General features: G+C 70.5%; 12 protein-coding genes. 2 read left to right on the top strand and 10 right to left on the bottom strand.

Annotated elements, in window-relative coordinates:
• Positions 1-3: 3 nt before the first annotated feature.
• Both ACIA5H_RS24940 and ACIA5H_RS24935 read left to right on the top strand, forming a co-directional pair.
• On the top strand, positions 4-954 hold the full coding sequence (locus tag ACIA5H_RS24940) for a carbohydrate ABC transporter permease (RefSeq protein ID WP_397077580.1): 951 nt from the start codon (positions 4-6) through the stop codon (positions 952-954).
• Positions 944-1,756 (top strand): carbohydrate ABC transporter permease, encoded by an 813-nt coding sequence (locus tag ACIA5H_RS24935; RefSeq protein ID WP_397077578.1) that lies wholly within the window; start codon positions 944-946, stop codon positions 1,754-1,756. Before ACIA5H_RS24940 ends, ACIA5H_RS24935 begins: the two co-directional genes overlap by 11 nt.
• A 17-nt stretch (positions 1,757-1,773) precedes the next feature.
• On the opposite strand, the gene ACIA5H_RS24930 is transcribed toward ACIA5H_RS24935, so the two are convergent.
• The 10 genes from ACIA5H_RS24930 to ACIA5H_RS24885 all read right to left on the bottom strand — a co-directional run bounded on the left by ACIA5H_RS24930 (position 1,774) and on the right by ACIA5H_RS24885 (position 18,244).
• The gene (locus ACIA5H_RS24930; protein ID WP_379252755.1) at positions 1,774-2,250 is read right to left on the bottom strand and encodes a DUF3237 domain-containing protein; all 477 of its coding nucleotides are present in this window, start codon (positions 2,248-2,250) and stop codon (positions 1,774-1,776) included.
• 3 nt (positions 2,251-2,253) lie between these two features.
• Complete coding sequence (locus tag ACIA5H_RS24925) at positions 2,254-2,439, bottom strand: hypothetical protein (RefSeq protein WP_379252754.1); 186 nt, start codon at positions 2,437-2,439, stop codon at positions 2,254-2,256.
• 171 nt (positions 2,440-2,610) lie between these two features.
• Positions 2,611-3,987 carry an acetyl/propionyl/methylcrotonyl-CoA carboxylase subunit alpha gene (locus ACIA5H_RS24920; RefSeq protein ID WP_397077575.1) on the bottom strand — a complete coding sequence of 459 codons (1,377 nt, stop codon included), beginning with the start codon at positions 3,985-3,987 and terminating at the stop codon, positions 2,611-2,613.
• Complete coding sequence (locus ACIA5H_RS24915) at positions 3,984-4,502, bottom strand: acetyl-CoA carboxylase biotin carboxyl carrier protein (protein WP_379252752.1); 519 nt, start codon at positions 4,500-4,502, stop codon at positions 3,984-3,986. Before ACIA5H_RS24915 ends, ACIA5H_RS24920 begins: the two co-directional genes overlap by 4 nt.
• Positions 4,502-6,184, bottom strand: a complete 1,683-nt coding sequence (gene accD, locus ACIA5H_RS24910; RefSeq protein WP_397077572.1) for an acetyl-CoA carboxylase, carboxyltransferase subunit beta — start codon at positions 6,182-6,184, stop codon at positions 4,502-4,504. Before accD ends, ACIA5H_RS24915 begins: the two co-directional genes overlap by 1 nt.
• Positions 6,181-7,749 carry a PfaD family polyunsaturated fatty acid/polyketide biosynthesis protein gene (locus tag ACIA5H_RS24905; RefSeq protein WP_397077570.1) on the bottom strand — a complete coding sequence of 523 codons (1,569 nt, stop codon included), beginning with the start codon at positions 7,747-7,749 and terminating at the stop codon, positions 6,181-6,183. The genes accD and ACIA5H_RS24905 overlap by 4 nt, the downstream gene beginning before the upstream one ends.
• Entirely contained in the window at positions 7,746-9,797 is a 2,052-nt protein-coding gene (locus ACIA5H_RS24900; protein WP_397077568.1) for a beta-hydroxydecanoyl-ACP dehydratase, read from the bottom strand. Before ACIA5H_RS24900 ends, ACIA5H_RS24905 begins: the two co-directional genes overlap by 4 nt.
• On the bottom strand, positions 9,794-16,354 hold the full coding sequence (locus tag ACIA5H_RS24895) for an SDR family NAD(P)-dependent oxidoreductase (protein ID WP_397077566.1): 6,561 nt from the start codon (positions 16,352-16,354) through the stop codon (positions 9,794-9,796). Before ACIA5H_RS24895 ends, ACIA5H_RS24900 begins: the two co-directional genes overlap by 4 nt.
• 28 nt (positions 16,355-16,382) lie before the next feature.
• Positions 16,383-16,988 (bottom strand): SGNH/GDSL hydrolase family protein, encoded by a 606-nt coding sequence (locus ACIA5H_RS24890; protein ID WP_397077564.1) that lies wholly within the window; start codon positions 16,986-16,988, stop codon positions 16,383-16,385.
• On the bottom strand, positions 16,985-18,244 hold the full coding sequence (locus ACIA5H_RS24885) for an NAD(P)/FAD-dependent oxidoreductase (protein ID WP_397077562.1): 1,260 nt from the start codon (positions 18,242-18,244) through the stop codon (positions 16,985-16,987). The genes ACIA5H_RS24890 and ACIA5H_RS24885 overlap by 4 nt, the downstream gene beginning before the upstream one ends.
• Between the last annotated feature and the right edge of the window lie 47 nt (positions 18,245-18,291).

Here is an 18,291-nt window from a genome sequence, read left to right as displayed (position 1 = left end):
TCGATGTTCGTCGTCGAATCACCGCTGCCTGCAACGGAAGCGGCCGAAACGGTCAACCCGTCGCATCGCCCCGCCCGGTTCCGCCGGGCGGGGCGGTTCGCCGTGCCGTACCTGTATCTGGCGCCCGCACTGGCGTTGCTGGTCGTGTGGATCTACCGGCCGCTGGTCCAGGCGGTCGAGCTGTCCACGTATTCGTGGAACCTGCTGCCGACCTCACCGATGAAGCCGGTCGGAACCGGCAATTACGAACGGCTGCTGGATCTCCCGGCCTTCTGGGATTCGGTGGGCCGCACCGGGGTGCTGATCGTAGGCATGCTGCCGTTCACGGTGCTGCTCCCGCTGCTCATCGCGCTGGCCAGCCGACGGGTGCACGGCCGGGCGCGGACGGTCTACCACGCGTTCGTCTTCGCGCCGTTCCTCGTCGCGCCCGTCGCGGCGGCGGCGGTGTGGCGCTGGCTGCTGCATCCCGGCAGCGGCTTCGTCGATCAGGTTCTGCGCTCGAATCGCAATTGGGTCTACGACGTGGACACCGCGCACGGGGTGATCATCGTGATCACCGGATGGCAGTTGCTCGGCTTCGCCGTGCTGGTGATCTGGGCCGGTCTGGCGGGTATCAGCGGTGACTACGACGAAGCCGCCCAGGTGGACGGGGCGAGCACCCGGCAGATCCGCCGGTGGATCACCCTGCCCCTGCTGTCGCCCACATTGCTGTTCCTGGTGCTGACCACGGTATTGCTCAGTCCCACTTTGACTTTCCCGCTCATCGACTCCATGACGCAGGGCGGTCCGGCGCAAGCGACCACCAATATCTACTACCTGCTGTGGGACTACGCCTTCCACAGCTTCGACGCCGGACTCAGCGCCGCCGCCGGTGTGCTGCTGTTCGCCGGGTTCGGCGTGATCGCCGGTGTGCTGGTGTGGGTCTCGGAAAAGGTTGCCTTCCATGATGATTGACCGATTGCGCACCGCGGGAAGCCATCTGCTGCTTGCCGTCACCGCGGTGCTGTGCGCGTTCCCGATCTACTGGCTGTTCGCGACCTCGCTGCGGCGGCCGGAGGACGTCACCTCGCTGTCGCCGATCCCCTGGCCGATCTCGTTCGCCAACTATGCCGACGCGGCCGACAAAGTCGACGTGGTGGGCCTGATCGGCAATACCTTCTTCGTCGCGGCGCTCTCGGCGGCGGGGCAACTGCTCATCGCGCTGCTGGCGTCCTACGCGTTCGCGATGTACACCTTCCCGTTCCAGAAGGTGCTGTACCTGGCGTTCGTCGGCACCTGGCTGGTGCCGTTCCAGGTGACGATGCTGCCCAACTACGTCCTGCTGACCAAGCTCGGGCTGATCAACTCCCTGGTCGGCGTGGTGCTGCCGACGTTGTGCTCGGCGCTCGCGGTGCTGCTGCTGCGCCAGCACATGGCGAGCTTCCCGAAGGAGCTGGTGGCGGCGGCGAAGATCGACGGCCGCTCCTCCTGGTCGATCCTGTGGACGGTGGTCGTGCCGAATCTGAGCCCCGCGCTGGCGGCCTTGGGAATCCTGCTTTTCATCAACGCCTGGAACGAGTACTTCTGGCCCGCGGTGGTGCTGCGCCAGTCCAACAGCGTGTTGCAGCTGGGTCTGCGCAGTTTCATGGGCACCGAGGGCGATCAGTGGGGTCCGATGATGGCGGTGGCCAGCCTCGCCTGCCTGCCGGTGCTGCTGATGTACCTGCTGCTGCAACGGCACATCGTCAACGCGTTCGTGCGGTCGGGGTTGAAGTAGGACCCGGGTTTTCGAGGTCAGACGACTTCGAACACCCGGTAGGCGATGCCGCCTTCGACCGGGTATCCCGATCCGACGCACACGATGTCGTTGAGCCACAGATAATCTGGTGCGCCGGTTTCGAAGACCGGTGTGGTGCGGAAGTAGTAGCGGCCGGGGTCGACGAGATGCCGCGTGGCCGGATCCCCGATCCGGCCACGTATCTCCTCCGGCATGATCCAGCGCCCGCCGTAGGTCAGCTGCAGGAGGGCGTCGTCGTCGGTGCGCAGGGTGAGCCGGACATCCAGCGTCATACTTCCGTCCTGCCGGAACGTCGCCCAGTCACCGCCGCCCGGCACCACCGTGCCACGCAGCTTCGGTCCTTCGAACGATCCGCCGTCGGCGCCGAACAGCACCCGCCCGTTCCCGATATTCAGCGGCGGCGCCAGATCCACCACGACGTCGAACAGCAGCCTCGTCTCGATCCGGGCGACATCCTTGACCCGTGCGTCCATGATCTATCTCCCTCCGAACAACTTCTGCCGCACCACGTCGGTGGAGACGCCCGATTGGGCGCACAGCCCGAAAGCCGGTGCCTCCAACACCATCTCGCCGTGCATGAGCCGTACGGCCGCGGCCACATCTTGCCTGCTCTTGGCGACCGCGAGCCGCGTCGCCAGGTCCATCGTCCAACCGCTGTCCACGTCAATAATTTACGGTCGACCGTATTTATTGTCTAGATCGGGCGGGAAAACGAGGGCTCGGCTCGCATCGGAGACGGCGAGGGCCCGGTCCGCATGGACCGGGCCCCGTGCAGCGATCGAAAGTGCGCCGCCATCGGACGCGGGCCGTCACCGCGTCCGATGGCGGCGGCTTCATGAGGCGACGCGCGACACCGTGGTGAGGGTCCCGATGAGGGCGGTGTCGTGATCCGCGGCGCGGAATCGGGGGTGATCGAGGATGTCGTGCAGGAATTCGGTCGTGGTGGCCACGCCCCTGCCACGGATTCTGGTCTCGGCCAGAGCCCGGCGCATCCGCGCGATGGCCGCGGGACGGTCGGGAGCCCACACGATGATCTTGGCGAGCAGCGAATCGTAGTGCGGCGGAATGGCATAGCCGGGGCCGACATGGGTGTCGATCCGGACGAACGGCCCACCGGGCAGCGTGCATTCGGCGAGCGTGCCCGGGGCGGGTGCGAATTCGCGCTCCGGATCCTCGGCGTTGATCCGGCATTCGATGGACACACCGCGCGGCGTGGCGACGTCGGCGGACAACGCCAGCGGCAGCCCGGAGGCGATGCGCAACTGCTCGGCGACGAGGTCGATGCCGGTGACCATCTCGGTGACCGGATGCTCGACCTGTAGCCGGCAGTTGACCTCCATGAAGTAGAAATCGCCCCGCTGATCCAACAGGAATTCGAAGGTTCCCGCCCCGACGTAGCCGACGGCTTCGGCGCCGCGCACGGCCGCTGCCCCGATCCGGGCGACGAGTTCCTCGGACAGCCCCGGTGCGGGCGACTCCTCGACGAGTTTCTGGTGCCGCCGCTGCAAGGAGCAGTCGCGCGCGCCGAGATGCCGCACCGTGCCGTGCCGATCGGCCAGGATCTGGACTTCGATGTGCCGCGCCGAGTCGAGGTAGCGCTCCACGTACAGGCGTCCGTCGCCGAACACGGCGGTGGCGTTGGCTCGGGTCTCCTGCCAGGTCGCGGCGAAGTCCGCCGAGTCACGCACGACCCGCATCCCGCGGCCGCCGCCCCCCGCGACCGCTTTGATGATCACCGGGTAGCCGATGTCGTCGGCGAGGGCGTGCGCCTCGTCCACCGTGTCGAGCGGCTCACGGCTGCCCGGCAGCAGCGGCAGCCCCGCCGCGGCCATCAGTGACCGTGCCGTCGACTTGTCGCCGAGATCGGCCATGATCGCGGCGGGGGTGCCGACGAACACGAACCCCTCCGCCTCGCACACCTCGGCGAAATCCGGGTCCTCGGAGAGGAACCCGTATCCGGGGTGGATGGCGTCTGCGCCGGTGGCCCTGGCGGCCTCGATGATCGCGGGAATGTAGGAGTAGCTGCGCTTCGCGGGCCTGGGACCGATCCGGAACGCCTGGTCGGCCAGCCGGACGGCAGCCGAGTCGGCGTCGGCCGCGGAATACACCGCGACGGTGGAGATTCCGAGTTCGGCGCAGGTGCGGATGACCCGCACGGCGATCTCGCCGCGATTGGCGACGAGCACCTTGCGGATCGGCCGCACGGTCATCGCACCACCTCGAGCACCAGCAGCGGCGCGCCGTGCTCGACCGCTTCCCCGTTCTCCACCAGGAATTCCGCCACCCGCCCCTCCCTGGTCGCGGTCACCGGGATCATCAGCTTCATCGCCTCGACGATGCCGACCTGCTGACCGGCCCGCACCGGGTCGCCCTCGGCGACGAACGGCGACGCGCCGGGTTCGGGCGCGCGATAGAACACGCCGACGGTTTCCGCCGTCAGCGTGAAAGTATCCGCGTCCGGACGAGTGTCCCGCGGCGCGGACTCTGCGGGCGCCGCGGGGACCGGGGCGGCCGCCGTGGGTGCGACGGCGACCGGCCCACTGGTGCCGTTGTGCCCATCCCAGCTGATCCGCAGCACCAGCGGGCCGTTGGCGACGGTCACCGAGGTCGGCGCGGTCTCGGCCCGCACGGACAGCGCGTGCCGCGACAGCACGGTCAGCGCCTGGTCGGCGTCGACCGGATTCAGCGCGCGGCCCGCGGGCTCGGTGGTCACGGACTCGGTCATCACTTCTCCTGATCGTTCGTGGACAGTCCGAAGACACGGAAACGGTGGTGGCGCCGGTCGAGCAGTTGCGCCGCCTGGAGTCGCGCCAGATCGGCCACGGCGTGGCGCAGCGCCTGACGCAGGGCGGCGGCGGCCGCGGCGGGATCGCGGTGTGCGCCGCCCGGCGGCTCGGGCAGTACGCCGTCCGCGACGCCGAGTTCGAGCAAGGAGGTCGAGTCCACCCGCAAGGCGGCGGCGGCGCGGGGTGCGGCGGTAGCGTCCTTCCACAGGATGGAGGCGCACCCTTCCGGGCTGATCACCGAATAGACCGCGTTCTCGCAGACGATCACTCGATCGGCCACCGCCAGTGCGAGCGCTCCCCCGCTGCCGCCCTCGCCGGTGATCACGGTGACCACCGGAACGGGCAGTCCGGCGAGCAGTTTGAGCGATTCCGCGATGGCGACGGCCTGCCCCTGTTCCTCGGCGGTTACACCGGGGTAGGCGCCCGCGGTGTCGACCAGGGTGATCACCGGAATGCCCAGCTTGGCGGCCAGGCGCAGCACGCGGGCCGACTTCCGGTATCCGGCCGGGGTGGGCATGCCGTAGTTGCGCTGCGCCAATTCGGTTGCGGTGTGTCCCTTTTGAGTGCCGATCACCACGACCGGCGCGCCGTCGAGGCGGGCCAGCGCGGTGATCATGGCCGGGCAGTCGGCCGCCAAGCGGTCGCCGTGCAGCTCCACGAATTCGTCGAACGACGCGGCCAAGTAGTCCAGCGTGGTCGGCCTGGCGAGTTCGCGCGCGGCGCGCACACTCTGCCAGGCGTCGCGCGGGGCGAGCTGGGTCGCGTCGGCGCGGACCGGATTCTCGTCGTCGGCGAACGCGACGGGACGCTTGCTGTCGGCGGCCAGCGCGAGCAGGCGGGCCAGCCGGTCCCGCAGGGCCGAGCGGTGGCAGATCATGTCCACCACACCGTGTTCGAGCAGGAATTCGGCGGTCTGGAAGCCCGCGGGCAGCGTCTCGCCGATGGTCTGCTGGATCACCCGCGGTCCGGCGAAGCCGAGGCGAGCGCCGGGTTCGGCGATGATGATGTCGGTGGACGTGGCGTAAGAGGCCGCCACGCCCCCGTAGGTGGGATCGGTGATCACCGAGATGGTCAGCACGCCCTCGTCGTCGAGTTCGCGCAGCGCCTGACTGGTCTTGGCCATCTGCATCAGCGCGAGGATGCCCTCCTGCATGCGGGCGCCGCCGGACGCGGTCACCAGCACCAGCGGCACCCGCGCCGCGAGCGCGGTCTCGGCAGCGCCGGTGACCGCTTCGCCGACGGCCGCGCCGAGACTGCCGCCGAGGAAGCGGAAGTCCATGACCGCCAGCACCAGCGGTGCGCCGCCGATCGTGCCGCGCACGCAACGGATAGCGTCGGGCAGCCCGGTGCGACGGCTCGCCTCGGCGTGCCGCTCGGGATAGGGCCGGGAGTCGGTGAAGCCGAGCGGATCGACCGCGGTGGCGGACGGCTGGATGTGCCGCGCCGATCCCGGGTCGAGCAGCGCCTCGATGCGCTGGTCCGCGGTCAGCATGCCGTGCCCGTCGCAATCCGGGCAGACCCGGCCCGCGCGCTCGTAGCGTTTGGCGTAGAGCATGGCGGCGCAGGATGGGCACACCATCCAGGAGGTCCGGGTGTCCGGACCCGTCTCCAGTGTGGTCATCGTTCCTCCCTCGGTCGGGGTACGAAGCGGGCGCAGTCGGCGGGTAACCGCACGCCCGCGGTGCGCAGCTGGGCGACGCGGGTGAGGTAGGCAGCGCCCAGCATCATCTGGTCGGCGATGTCGGCGACGTGCCGGTTGCGCAGCGCCGCCAGATAACTTCCGGCCGCCCAGTTGTTGAACCCGCCCATCGCGGGCCCGCACCAGATCTGGTAATCGGCGACGCGACCGGCCTCGCCGCGAATGCTCCACCCCGACGACAGCCCCAGATACCACCGGAACACCAGCGCCATCTTGCGTTTCGGGTCCGCGTCCGCGCCGGCCAGCTGGGCCGGATCGCGTTCGGTGAAGTAGCTGACGCAGTCCTCCCACACGGCGTCGAGGGGCCGCTGGAACAGCGTGGCCTCGAGCTCGCGGCGCAGCTCGGCCGGGAACGCGTCGATGCCGTCATAGGCGCGGTAGGTGTCGTAGAGCCGCTGCGCGCGGGTGGCGAACATGGTGCCCCGGCGCAGCACCTGCACCTGGACGCCGAGCTCGAACATGTCCGAGGACGGCGCCATGGCGCAGTCGGCGAAATCCGCCTGAGTGAGCAGCTGTTTGGTGGTGTCGCACTGGGCGGCTTCCACGGTGGCCTGATTCACCGAACCGGTCACCACGTAAGCGGCGCCCAGCGCGAAGGCGGCGGCCGCGGCTGCGGGGGTGCCGATGCCGCCCGCCGCGCCGACGCGGACGGCCGCGGCGGCGGGCACGGTGCGGGCCAGTCGATCCCGTGCCGCGATGAGCTCGGGCAGCAGTACCAGCAGTGGTCTGCGGTCGGTGTGACCGCCGGAGTCGGCTTCGGCCGTGATGTCGTCGGCCATCGGCACATGTTCGGCGAGCCGCGCCTGCTCGGGCGTCAGGTCACCGGCTTCGACCAGTGCGCGCAGCAGCCGTGCGGGAGCCGGACGCAGGAACGGCTCGGCCACCTCCACCCGGGAGACCTTCGCGATCAGGCGGTGGCGCACCTCGACGCGTCCTTGCCGGTCGACGGCCAGCCCTGCCGCCCGGTAACGCACGACCTCACCGGTGAGGTCCATGAACGCCGACGCCTCCACGCAGCGAACCTGGTGCCGCAGGCAGGCGTCGACGATCGCGCGCTCCAAGGCGGGCTCGGAGGGACTGTGGATGAGATTGCACGCGAACGGTTTTCCGACCAGCGTGCGGCTCAGCTCGGCCAGCGCCGCGTCCACCGCGGCGGGTGGAACGCCCGCCGCGCCGTAGGAGGCGAGATATCCCGCCCGCGCCATCGCCGAAACCAGGGCGGGCGAGGCGATGCCGTTCGCCATCGCGCCTGCCGCGTAGGCCGCTCGCACGCCGTGGGCGGCCGCAAATCGCCGATCACCGAGCTGCTCGGGCGGCAGCGGAGCCACCGCCGCGAGCACCTGCGCGTGTGCCGCGGTGCGCTCGTCGGACGTCGCGCCCACCCGGCCGTCGTGGCGCACGATCCAGCACGGGCGCGTCAGGTCGGACAGGACGGCGGTGATGCCGTCGGCGGTGTCGGCGAGGATACCGGCCCGGGACGTGGTCATCGGCGCTCCTCCCGCTCGACGAGTTCGACCGCGAGATCGGTCAGCTCGTAGATGCGCAGCCCCGGCTTCCACAGCGAACCGTCGGCGACGACGGTGACCCCGCGCGGGCCGCGGTGGATCTCCTTGATGTGGGCCTCGAGTTCTACGGTGCCGTCGGTGGGCAGGAACTGCCCGCGGTAGCGCCAGCTGAACGTCCGGCCTGCGGGGATGCGGAAGACCGGATCGCCGATCGTGTCGGCGAATCCGGCGTCGATCATCCACTCTTGGATCGCGTGGATCACCGATTCCACACCGAGCGAGCCAGGGATCACCGGGTCGAGGTGGAAGTGCCGGGCGAAATACCAGTCGGACGGATCGATCTCGCGCAGCGAATGCAGATATCCGGAGTCGTAGCTGCCGCCGCCGTCGACCACCTCGACCCGGTCGATCAGCGCCAGGGTGCGCCTCGAGCACAGGCGGGCGGCCGGGTTCGCGCGGCGGGCGGCGACATCGATGGTGCGCACCCGTGCGCCCCGGTTTTCCGCCAGCCAGCTCGGCGCGGGGCGTCCCGCGTCGAGTCCGGTCTGGTTGGCCAAGGCCTCGTCGCTGAAGTAGCCGAACATGGTCTCGCCGGTGTAGAACGGCTCGCCGTCCACGCTGAGCGTGTAGTCGAAGGTTTGCAGCGACGAACCGGGCAGGATAGTGGTGGACAGCAGCCGAGAGGATTGGCGGATCGTCTTGTCCCGCAAGTCGAGCTGCCGCAGCACGGTGGCGGTGCCGCCCAGGTTGCGCAGACTCAGGGTGGTGCCGGGCTGGGTGAGCGTGGGGCCCGCGTAATAACCCATCAGCAGCGCCGCCTGCAACGAGGTCTCCATGTAGACGAAGTGCGGCATGGAGTCGTTCGCGGTGTCGCCGTAGTACCAGGAGTCGGCGGGTGAGTCGTATTCGGTGGTGTAGGACGCGCCGTCCAGGTTCCCGCGCTTGCCGTCGAAGTCGAGCACCCGGTCGACCAGCAGCAGACCGCCGGTCGGCAGACGGGTCGCCCGCACCCCGGTGTACTCCGCGAATTCCGGTCCCATGGCGATCCCTTGGTCACCCCGAGCGAGGTGGGCCATGTGGAACTCGTTGAGCAGCAGGCTTTCCGAGACCTGGCCGGGGCCGACCCCGCTGCCCGGACGCTCCACCACCGTGACCGTGACGTCGAGCGCGCCTTCCGCGCCCGCGACGCGGACAGTGCCGGTGACGTACGGCCGGGGCACCAAGTCGAGCGCGGTCACCGTCAGCGTGATCGTGCCGGACGCGGCAACCGCGACCGTACCCGCGCATTCGGCGACCAGGGAGCTGCCCGACAGCACCAGCGGCAGGCCCAGATACAGCGCGAACACCTCCGCGACCTGCATCGCCGCCGCGTGCGGTTCGCCCTCGAATCGTGCTTCGACGCTGCCCTTGCCGGAGCCGCCGTACAACTCGATGCCAGTCACCTCGGTGAGCGCGAGCCGGGTCGAACCGCCCAGCCGGGCCGCCGCCACAGTGCCGGGGCGCCGGTACGCGGAGCCGAAGACGCTCAGCTCACCTTCGGCGAGACGGAGCAGGTCCGCTCGATCCAGGCGCGTGCGATCGGTGCGAGCCGGCGGCTTGAAGGCGGACTCGGCGGCGGTGAATGCGCCCCGGACGCCGGACGCCTCTGGTCCTTCGTGGACGTGACCGGCCGCCTCGGCCGTGACCGACGAACGGCGCAGCGCTCGCTGCCACACCGCCCGTTGCATCGCCAGCTGCGCGCTCAACGCCGCCCGGTGCGCGGCGACAATACCGGTGCGGATTTCGGCGAGCGGACCGGCCGCACGCGAGGCGGAGCCGTCGGCATGCGCCGCCCGCGCCTCGGGTTGTGTTCCGGTGACCGCGAGACCGGCGGCCGGGGCCGTCTCCGCGTACCCGGCGAACGGGCTCGCCGGCGTGACCGTGTCGCCGGAGCCCGGCCGAAGCGTCGGCGCCTCGTCGACGGCCTCCCCCGTATCCGCGAGCGCCGTCACCGGATCGAACGGAATCCCGTCGAATTCCAGGGTTGTCATGCCATCCACCGCCTCACCGAGGTCTGGAACTTCTCCGTCAGATCGGGTGTCGTCACCACGGTGACGTCCGAGAAACGTTGCAGTACAGTGCCGTCCGCCGTTGTGGCGGTGGCGTCGATCCGGGCGTCGACACGACCGGCGCGCGGGTTGTCCACGGTGAGCACGAACGGCTCGCTCGCGGGCAGTGGCCGGAAGTAGTCGATCCGCCCGGCGCCGAGCGGCAGACAGGCGCTGCCGAGCAGCCGGTGGCCCAGCACGGGCGGCCCCTGCAAGATCAGGTCGGCCAGGACCGGATCGTGCAGCCGCCCGGCGTAGGCTCCGCCCGCCACGGTGGCGGGGGGCAGTTCGCAGTCGAAGACGATCGCGTCGTCCGAGACCGCCCGGACCCGGCGCAGTCCCTGCAACGCGGGCGCGTGGAACTGGACGGCGTCGCGGTAGATGGTCGCCTCGCCGACAGAACCACCCGGCACCGGCTTGCGCGGTGGCCGATCCGGCGTCTCGGCGAGCACGAGGGTCGCGCGGAAGCGGACGGCATTCTCGCCGCGCACCGTCGCCCGCACAGTGGGCGCGCCCTCTTCCGGCGCGATTTCCAGTTCCAATTCGTGGAGCGGCCGTTCGAAGACGATGCCTTTGAGCACTTCGAAGTCCCGGACGCCGACCACCGTGCGGCCCGGCAGACCGCGTTCGGCGAAGTTGATCATCGCGCCGAGCCCGAAGGTCGCGGGCAGCACGATGTGCTCACCGATCCGGTGCGCCGCGATGATCGGGTCCGCGGTGATCCCGGTGATCGTCCGCCGCGCCCGCACTGTGCCGGCAGCGGACGTGGTGTCCGACAACGACTTCGCGGGTCCGATGAGCACGACCGTGTCCGCGGAGCGCGCCTGGGTGAACTGCTCGGTGAACGCCGCCGCGCCCACCTGCGGGTCGAGCAATTCGACGCCGCGCGTCCGGAAGTGTTCCCGCAGAGCGGGGGTCACCATGCCGCCATCCCACGCGCCCCAGTCGATCGCGGTGACATGGCAATTCGGCCGCTGCGCCCGCAAGCTCACCGCGAATCGGGAGAGCGCCTCGTTCGCTGCCGCGTAATCGGCCTGACCGGCATTGCCGAACAGCCCGGCCACGGAGGTGAACAGCACCAGATGACGCAGTTCGCCGAGCGCGCCGAGCACCGACGCCAGTCCGGCGATCTTGGGATCGAGCACGCGCGCCACCGATTCGGCGGTCTTGTCCGTGATCACGGAGTCGGCCAGCACTCCCGCTCCGTGCACGACGCCGGTGATCGAGTCCCGCCACGGTGCGAGCGCGGCGGCGACCGCCTGCTCGTCCGTGATGTCGACCGCGAGGTACTCGGCGCGGGAACCGAGGGCGGTCAGCGTCTCCCGGATCTCGCGTGTTGCGCGGATTCCGGACACGGCACGCTCGATATCGCGCGGCTTCGCGCCGGAACCGGCCAGCGCGCGTACCGCGGCGGCCTTGAGATCGGCATCGGAAACCTCTGCCGCCCAATCGGGTTCGGCGGCCGGTTCGGAGCGCCCGAGCAGCACGAAGCGCGCCTCGCTGCGCGCGGCCAGCGCCAGCACGCAGGCCGCCGTGACGCCGCGCGCGCCGCCGGTGACCAACAGGACGTCCTCGGCGGTGAGCACGGTGGCATCCTGCTCCGTGCCCGTGCGCACCGGGAGAACGGTGCGCGCGGGCGCGTGCCCGCTCGGCACCGGAGTCCATCGCCGCGCCGTGGTGTCGATGCCGACCTCGAGCGTGTCGCGAGCCGGATCGAACAGCTCGGCGGTGACGAACTCGGCCAGTTGCCGTGCGGAGCAGGCCGGGTCGACGTCGAGCGCCCGGCAGAACAGCTGCGGCTGTTCGGCGGCCAGGGTTTTCACCACACCGCCGATCCCGCCGAGCAGCGCGTGTTCGGGCTGCTCGGTGCCGTGGAAACCGAGTGCGCCGTCCAGCCGCGTCACCGTCACGAAGGCCGCTGGCTCCGATCCGCCGCGCAGCAGCGGCACAGTACGGCCGGCCAGGAGGATGCCGTCGGTCAGGCGGCGTTGCGCCGACGCCCAGTCGGCGGTGCCGCCCAGCAGGACGAGGCAGAGATCGAGCGGCTCGACGTCCAATCCGTCTGCCGAATCCATCTGTCGCACAGTCCAACCGAGCCCGCTCAACGCTGCCGCGAGCGCATCGGATCCGGAGTCCGCTTCGCCGGTCAGGTCGACGAGCGCCGCCCGCGCCCCGTCCCGGTAGGGCGCTACCGCCCGATCCGGCGCGGGCAGCGCGACCAGTTCGACGGCGTGCCGCGACGTTCCCGCCGCGGCCTCAGCTTTTGGGTGGACATCACCTCCCGCCGTCCCGGCGAGTTCCACCACGATCTGATCCAGCGTGCGGAGCGTGCCCAACTGCTCCGGGCCCAGACTCGGTAGATTCGGAAACCGTTCTTGCAACGCGCCGATCACCTGCACTCGTTTGATCGAGTCCACGCCGAGGTCGGCTTCCAGATCCATCGACGGATCCACCATCTCCACCGGATAACCGGTCTTCTCCGCGACCACCTCGCGCAGCGCGCGCCGCAACGCCTCGTCCGTCACCTCAGCGTCGGCCGGGGCGACCGCGCCGTTCGCCGACGATCCGGCGTCCTGCGCGCCGAGCAGCTCGGCGATCTGATCCAGCGTGCGAAGCGTGCCCAACTGCTCCGGACCCAGACTCGGCAACTGCGGAAAGCGTTCCTGCAGAGCGCCGATCACCTGCACCCGCTTGATCGAGTCCACACCCAGATCGGCTTCCAGATCCATCGACGGATCCACCATCTCCACCGGATAACCGGTCTTCTCCGCGACCACCTCACGCAGCGCGCGCCGCAACGCCGCACCCGAGACCTGGTCGTCGGTGACCACGTGAGCGGCGCCGTTCGATGTCGCCGACGGCGCGGCCGGGGTCGGCGCGCCGGTGGCGCCGAGCAGCTCGACGATCTGGTCCAGCGTTCGCACCGTGCCCAACTGCTCGGGGCCGAGGTTCGGCAGTTGCGGGAAACGTTCCTGCAGAGCGCCGATCACCTGCACCCGCTTGATCGAATCCACACCCAGATCGGCTTCCAGATCCATCGACGGATCCACCATCTCCACCGGATAGCCCGTCTTCTCCGCGACCACCTCGCGCAGCGCGCTGCGCAACGTGTCGCCGGTCACCTGGTCGGCGGGAGCAGCGTGCCCGTTCGTCGCCGGAGCCGGCGCCGCGACGGGTTCCGGGGCGGGAGCGCGGTGTTCGTCCACGACCATGGCGGTGGCCAGCGGCCGTCGTACCGGCGCGGGCTCGATCGCCGCGCGCGGGGCGGGCGCGGGGCGCGTGACCTGCGTCGATGACCGCGATACCGGTGCGAAGCCGCTCTCCAGCTCGACCAGCTGGGCGAGCACCTCGCTGGCCCGCGCGTGGCTGTGGCTGATCGCGACACCGTGTTCCTTGACCGCTTCGATGGCGCGGACGGTGGCGGCGTCGACCCTGCCGTCGCCGAGCGCGCCGGCCAGATCGCGGGCCATGTCCAGCTGGCCGTCCAGGAACTGGCGGTGCGTGTGCAGGTGCTGGACGAGCGCGCTCTCCAGCGCGTCCGAACCGGTGTCGGCGGGCTGCGGTGTGGGGTACACGGGTGTCTCCGTTGCTGCGGTGGAAGCGGTGGGCACGGCCCGCTGCTCGGCGGGCTGGTGATCGACCACGCTGTCGACCGGAGCGGGAGCCGCCGCGAGCACGCTGAGCCGGTATTCGGCGTCGAGCGCGGCGGCGTAGGACTTGCGCCGGGTGTCGGGCACGTATTCCGGCGCCGACATCGTCACCGTCATGGCGCGACCGGTGACCGCCGCCTCCGGCTCCGGCGCGGTGTAGCGGTTGATGCCGTGCAGGCCGAACCCGAGCACGGCCAGGCGCACCGCCGCGCGGGTCAGCGCGAGATCGCTATTGCCGATCGGGCCGGAGTCGGTCGCGATGACGACCACGTCGTCGCCGAGGGTGCGCCGCACCAGCGAGGTCAGCACCTGCTTCGGCCCGAACTCCACGAACACGGTGCAGCCCGCGTCGCGCATCGCGGTGAGCGCGGCCACGAATTCGACCGGCTTGCCGAGCTGTTCGGTCAGCACGGCCCGGTTGGCCGCCACGTCGTCGCCGTAGCGGGCGTCCGGCGTGTTGGCGAAGACCGGAGCGTCCGGCGCGCCGATGTGCACCTCGGTGATCGCGGCGGCGAACGCCGTAGTGGCGTGAGCGACATAGGGCGTGTGGAACGCACCGGACACCGGCAGCGCACGGGTCGCCACGCCACGCGCGCCGCAGCGCGCGACGACGGCCGCGATCCCCTCCGCACCGCCGCCGACCACGACCTGGTCGGGCGCGTTGTGATTGCAGATCCAGACGTCCTCGACACCGTCGAGCAGTTCCTCGGCGGTCTGCCGGGACGCACCGAGCGCCACCATGGTGCCCGCCTCGACACCCGGCGCGGGCGTCATGGCCACGCCGCGAGCGCGAGCCAGCGCGAAGAAATCGGCCGTGCTGAGCGCACCCGAGGCCCACAGCGCGGTCAGCTCACCGAAGCTGTGCCCGAGGTACCCGTCGGCGTGGAAGCCGTAGTCCGACAGCGCCGTGAACTGCCCTGCGGACAGCGCGCCGATCGCGGGCTGCGCGAATTCCGTTCGGCGCAAGACGCTTTCCTGCTCCGCCGCCACGTCGTCATCGAACGCGGGCGGCGGGAAGACCACCGACGACAACCGCACCGGCGCGCCCGCGAACGCCTCGTTGGCCGCGTCGAACGCCGCGCCGACCGCGGGATTGTTCACCGCCGCGTCCAGCCCCATGTCGACGTACTGGCTGCCCTGCCCGGCGAACAGCGCGCCCGCCTTGCGATCCGGCAGTGCGGCGGCGCGGAAGTACACGCCCTCGGGGTGCTCCCAGTCGGCGGCGTCGGGGTTGCGGACCAGTTCGTCCACCGCGAGCGAACGCAGATGCGCGGCGTTCTCCTCGTCCACCGAGACGAACCCGATGCGCGCGTGATCCTCCGGGATCTCGCCCCCGTCGGACGGCGCGACGCTGCGCACCGCATCGATCAGTCCGGACACGTCGGGCGCGTGCCACAGGTGCGCGCGGGCGGTGCGGTGCAGCACCGGGTGCGCGGCGCGGTCGGCGTCCGCCTCCTCGAGCACGACGTGGAAGTTGGTGCCGCCGAAGCCGAATGCCGAAGCAGCCGCGCGGCGCACCGGGCGCTGCGGGTCACGGATCCACGGACGCGTGCGGGTGTTCACGTAGTACGGCGCGTCGACGGCGGCGATCTCGGCGTTGGGCGCCGAGACGTTGATGGTGCCGGGCAGCACCTTCTGGTGCAGCGCCAGAGCCAGTTTCATCACGCTGGCGGTGCCCGCGGCGCCCTTGGTGTGCCCGATCTGCGACTTCACGCTGCCGAGGGCGGCGAAGGCCCGCTCCGGCGTCGCGTCGGTCAGCAGCTCCTTCAGCGCGGTGAGCTCGGTCTTGTCGCCGACGGGCGTGCCGGTGGCGTGCGCTTCGATGAGCGCGACATCGGCGGGCGAGATCTCGGCGTCGGCGTAGGCCCGGTCCAGCGCGACGCGCTGGCCGCCCGCGCGCGGGGCGTAGATGCTCTTGGCGCGGCCGTCGCTGGAGGAGCCGAGTCCGCGGATGACGGCGTAGATCCGGTTGCCGTCGCGGCGCGCGTCCTCCAGTCTGCGCAGCGCGAGCATGGTGATGCCCTCGCCGAGCAGCGTGCCGTTGGCGTCGGCGGAGAAGGGACTGATCTGCCCGCTGGACGACAGCGCCCCGACCTTGCTGAAGCACAGGTAGATGAAGATGGTGTTCTCGGTGTCCACGCCGCCGGTGATCATCATGTCCGCGCGGCCGTCCTGCAGTTCGGCGATGGCGGTGCGCAAGGCGGCCAGCGAGGCCGCGCACGCCGCGTCCACGGTGCAGTTGATGCCGCCGAGACCGAGCCGGTTGGCCACCCGGCCCGCGGTGATGTTGGCCAGCAGGCCGGGGAACGAATTCGCCTCCCACGGCGCGAAAGCCGCGACGAACCGATCGGCGATGGCGTCGGCGTCCGCGTCGGACAGACCGACCGAGCGCGCCGCCTCCTTCAGCACCGGCGTGGACAGCCGCGCGGCCAGCGGGTGCATCAGCGGCACCGGGCCGGTGGTGCCGAGGACCACGCCGGTGCGGCCGGCGTCGTACCAGGCGGAGTCCACCGCGCCCGCGTCGCGCAGCAGGTCACGCGCGACGCCGAGGCTGAGCGTCTGCATGGTGCTGGTCACTTCGAGCTGGTTGGGCGGCAGCCCGAATTCCAACGGGTCGAACTCGATGTCGGGCAGGAACGCGCCCCGGCGCGAGTAGGTCTTGTCCGGCGTCGCGGGGTCGGGATCGAAGTAGTCGTCGAGGCTCCAGCGCGACCCGGGGACCTCGGTGGTGCAGTCGACGCCGTCGACGATGTTCTGCCAGTACTCTCGATGATTGTGGGCGTTGGGCAGCAGCCCGGACATCCCGACGATGGCGATCGGGTTGCGCGCCAGGCGTCTGTCGTCTGTCACGGAAATTCCTCTCGAACCGGGTGGATGGTCAGGCGGCCACGGTCGTCGCGGTGCGCGACACGACGAGTTCGGCGACGCTCGCGGCGAACCGGTGGTGGCCCAGCGAACTGGGGTGCAGACCGTCGGCGGTCCACATCTCCGGCCGCTCCCATTCGGGTTGGGTGGCGATGTCCAGCAGCAGCGTGCCGGTGTCGGCGGTGACGTCCGCGAGCACCGCGTTGGCGAAGGCGAACCGCTCGCGCAGCAGCGCGCGGAAGCCGTCGGGCACGGGCAGCCGGGCCGGGATGTCCGGGTAGCTGGCCGTGAACACGGTCGCGCCGCCTGCCCGCAGGCCGCCGAACAGCTCGGCGAGGTTGCGGGCGAAGCGGTCTTCGGCGAAATCGCTCACCAGGTCGTTCACGCCGACCACGACACCGAACAGGCCGGAACGGCCCGAAAGCGCCACGCGCAGTTGACGTTCCAGCACGACGGTGGTCGTCGCGCCGTGCTCGCCGAGATTGCGCACCGCCGCGGGCCGCAGCCCGAGCTGGCCGCCGAGACGCGGAACCCAGCCACGGTAGCCGCCCCCGGGCGCGGTGTCGCCGCGCCCTTCGACGAAGCTGTCACCCAGCGCGGTCAGCACGGGCGCGCTCATGCGGTCACTCCGTCCTTGCTGACGTGCCTGGCCGCCGCCGGGAAGTCCACCTTCTCGTACAGTGCGGCCAACTCCTGCTCGCCGAAGTACTTGTCCGGCGAGTAGATTCCCGCGATCAGCCCGAAGAAGTGCTTGGTGTAGTCCGCGTCCAGCGACGTCGCGCGGAACACCGAGTCGTAGTACGGGGTCAGCGACAGCTCCGATATACTCAGCGTCAGTTCGTAGGTGCTGGCGCTCTGCGCGTCGCGCTCGCGCTGATACTCCGCCAGCGCCTCGTCCATCGGACGCGCACCGGACAGGCCTTCGTCCACGTGGTCGGCGAGCAACTGCGCGTACTTGAACGCGTCGGTGATGCCCCAGCCGGTGAACGGATCCTTGTGGTAGGCGGCGTCGCCGACCAACGCCCACCCGGGGCCGTGCGACGCGCGGCGGTAGTTGTCCGGGTACAGCATCGGGCGGAACTGCTCCACCCGCTTGCCGGTGTCGCGCAGGCGAGCGCCGATCTCCGGGTCGACCTGGTCGACGATCTCCTGCACGCCGGCGTCGGGGTCGGCGCGGAACTCGCGGAACCGGTCCCGCTTGCGCATGACCGCGACCAAGGCCAGATCGTCGTTGGTCGGCCAGGACGCGAACTGCTGCTCGCCGAATCCGGTGCGGTGCTGCATCCCCCAGTCGACGCCCTCGTAGTAGGAGTAGTAGACGAAGCACGCCGCGGGCGAGCCCTCGTACTCCTGTGCGCCGACGGCCCTGGCCACCAGCGAGTTCGAGCCGTCGGCGCCGACCACCAGTGTGGCGCGGAACTCTTGCTCGGCGCCGTCGCCGATCGCCCCGCGGATGCCGGCCACGCGGTCACCGTCGAAGACCAGTCCGGAGACGGTGAAGCCCTGGATCACCTCGACGCCGGAGTTGGCCGCGGCCTCGACCAGGATCCTGTCCAGCACCGTGCGGCGCGGGCAGTAGACGGCGTCGATGCCGTCGGCGGCGGTATCGGCGAAGCCTTTGATGACGATGTCGGTGTAGGAGAAGTTCAGGTGGCGGATCGCCGGAACGCCGGTGGCGACGACCTCGTCCAGCAGGCCCCACGACTTCAGGAAGCCGAGCCCGGCCTGGTGGATGTAGTGGGTCGAGGGGGTGTCGCTGGGGAAACTCGCGCGGTCGACGGCGAGCACCCGGTAGCCCTTCCTGGCCAGCAACATGGCCAGCGGGGCGCCCGCGACCCGGGTTCCGACAACGATGACGTCGTACATGTTTCGCATCACTTTCCGGTAGTCGAATTCCGATTCGAGTCTGTGGCCGTGCCTGG

Origin of the sequence: Nocardia sp. NPDC051900, assembly GCF_044452545.1 — a bacterium.
GTDB classification, from domain to species: Bacteria; Actinomycetota; Actinomycetes; order Mycobacteriales; family Mycobacteriaceae; genus Nocardia; species Nocardia sichangensis.
Note: the sequence above shows the minus strand (reverse complement) of the source record. Positions and strands in the feature narration are given on the sequence as shown.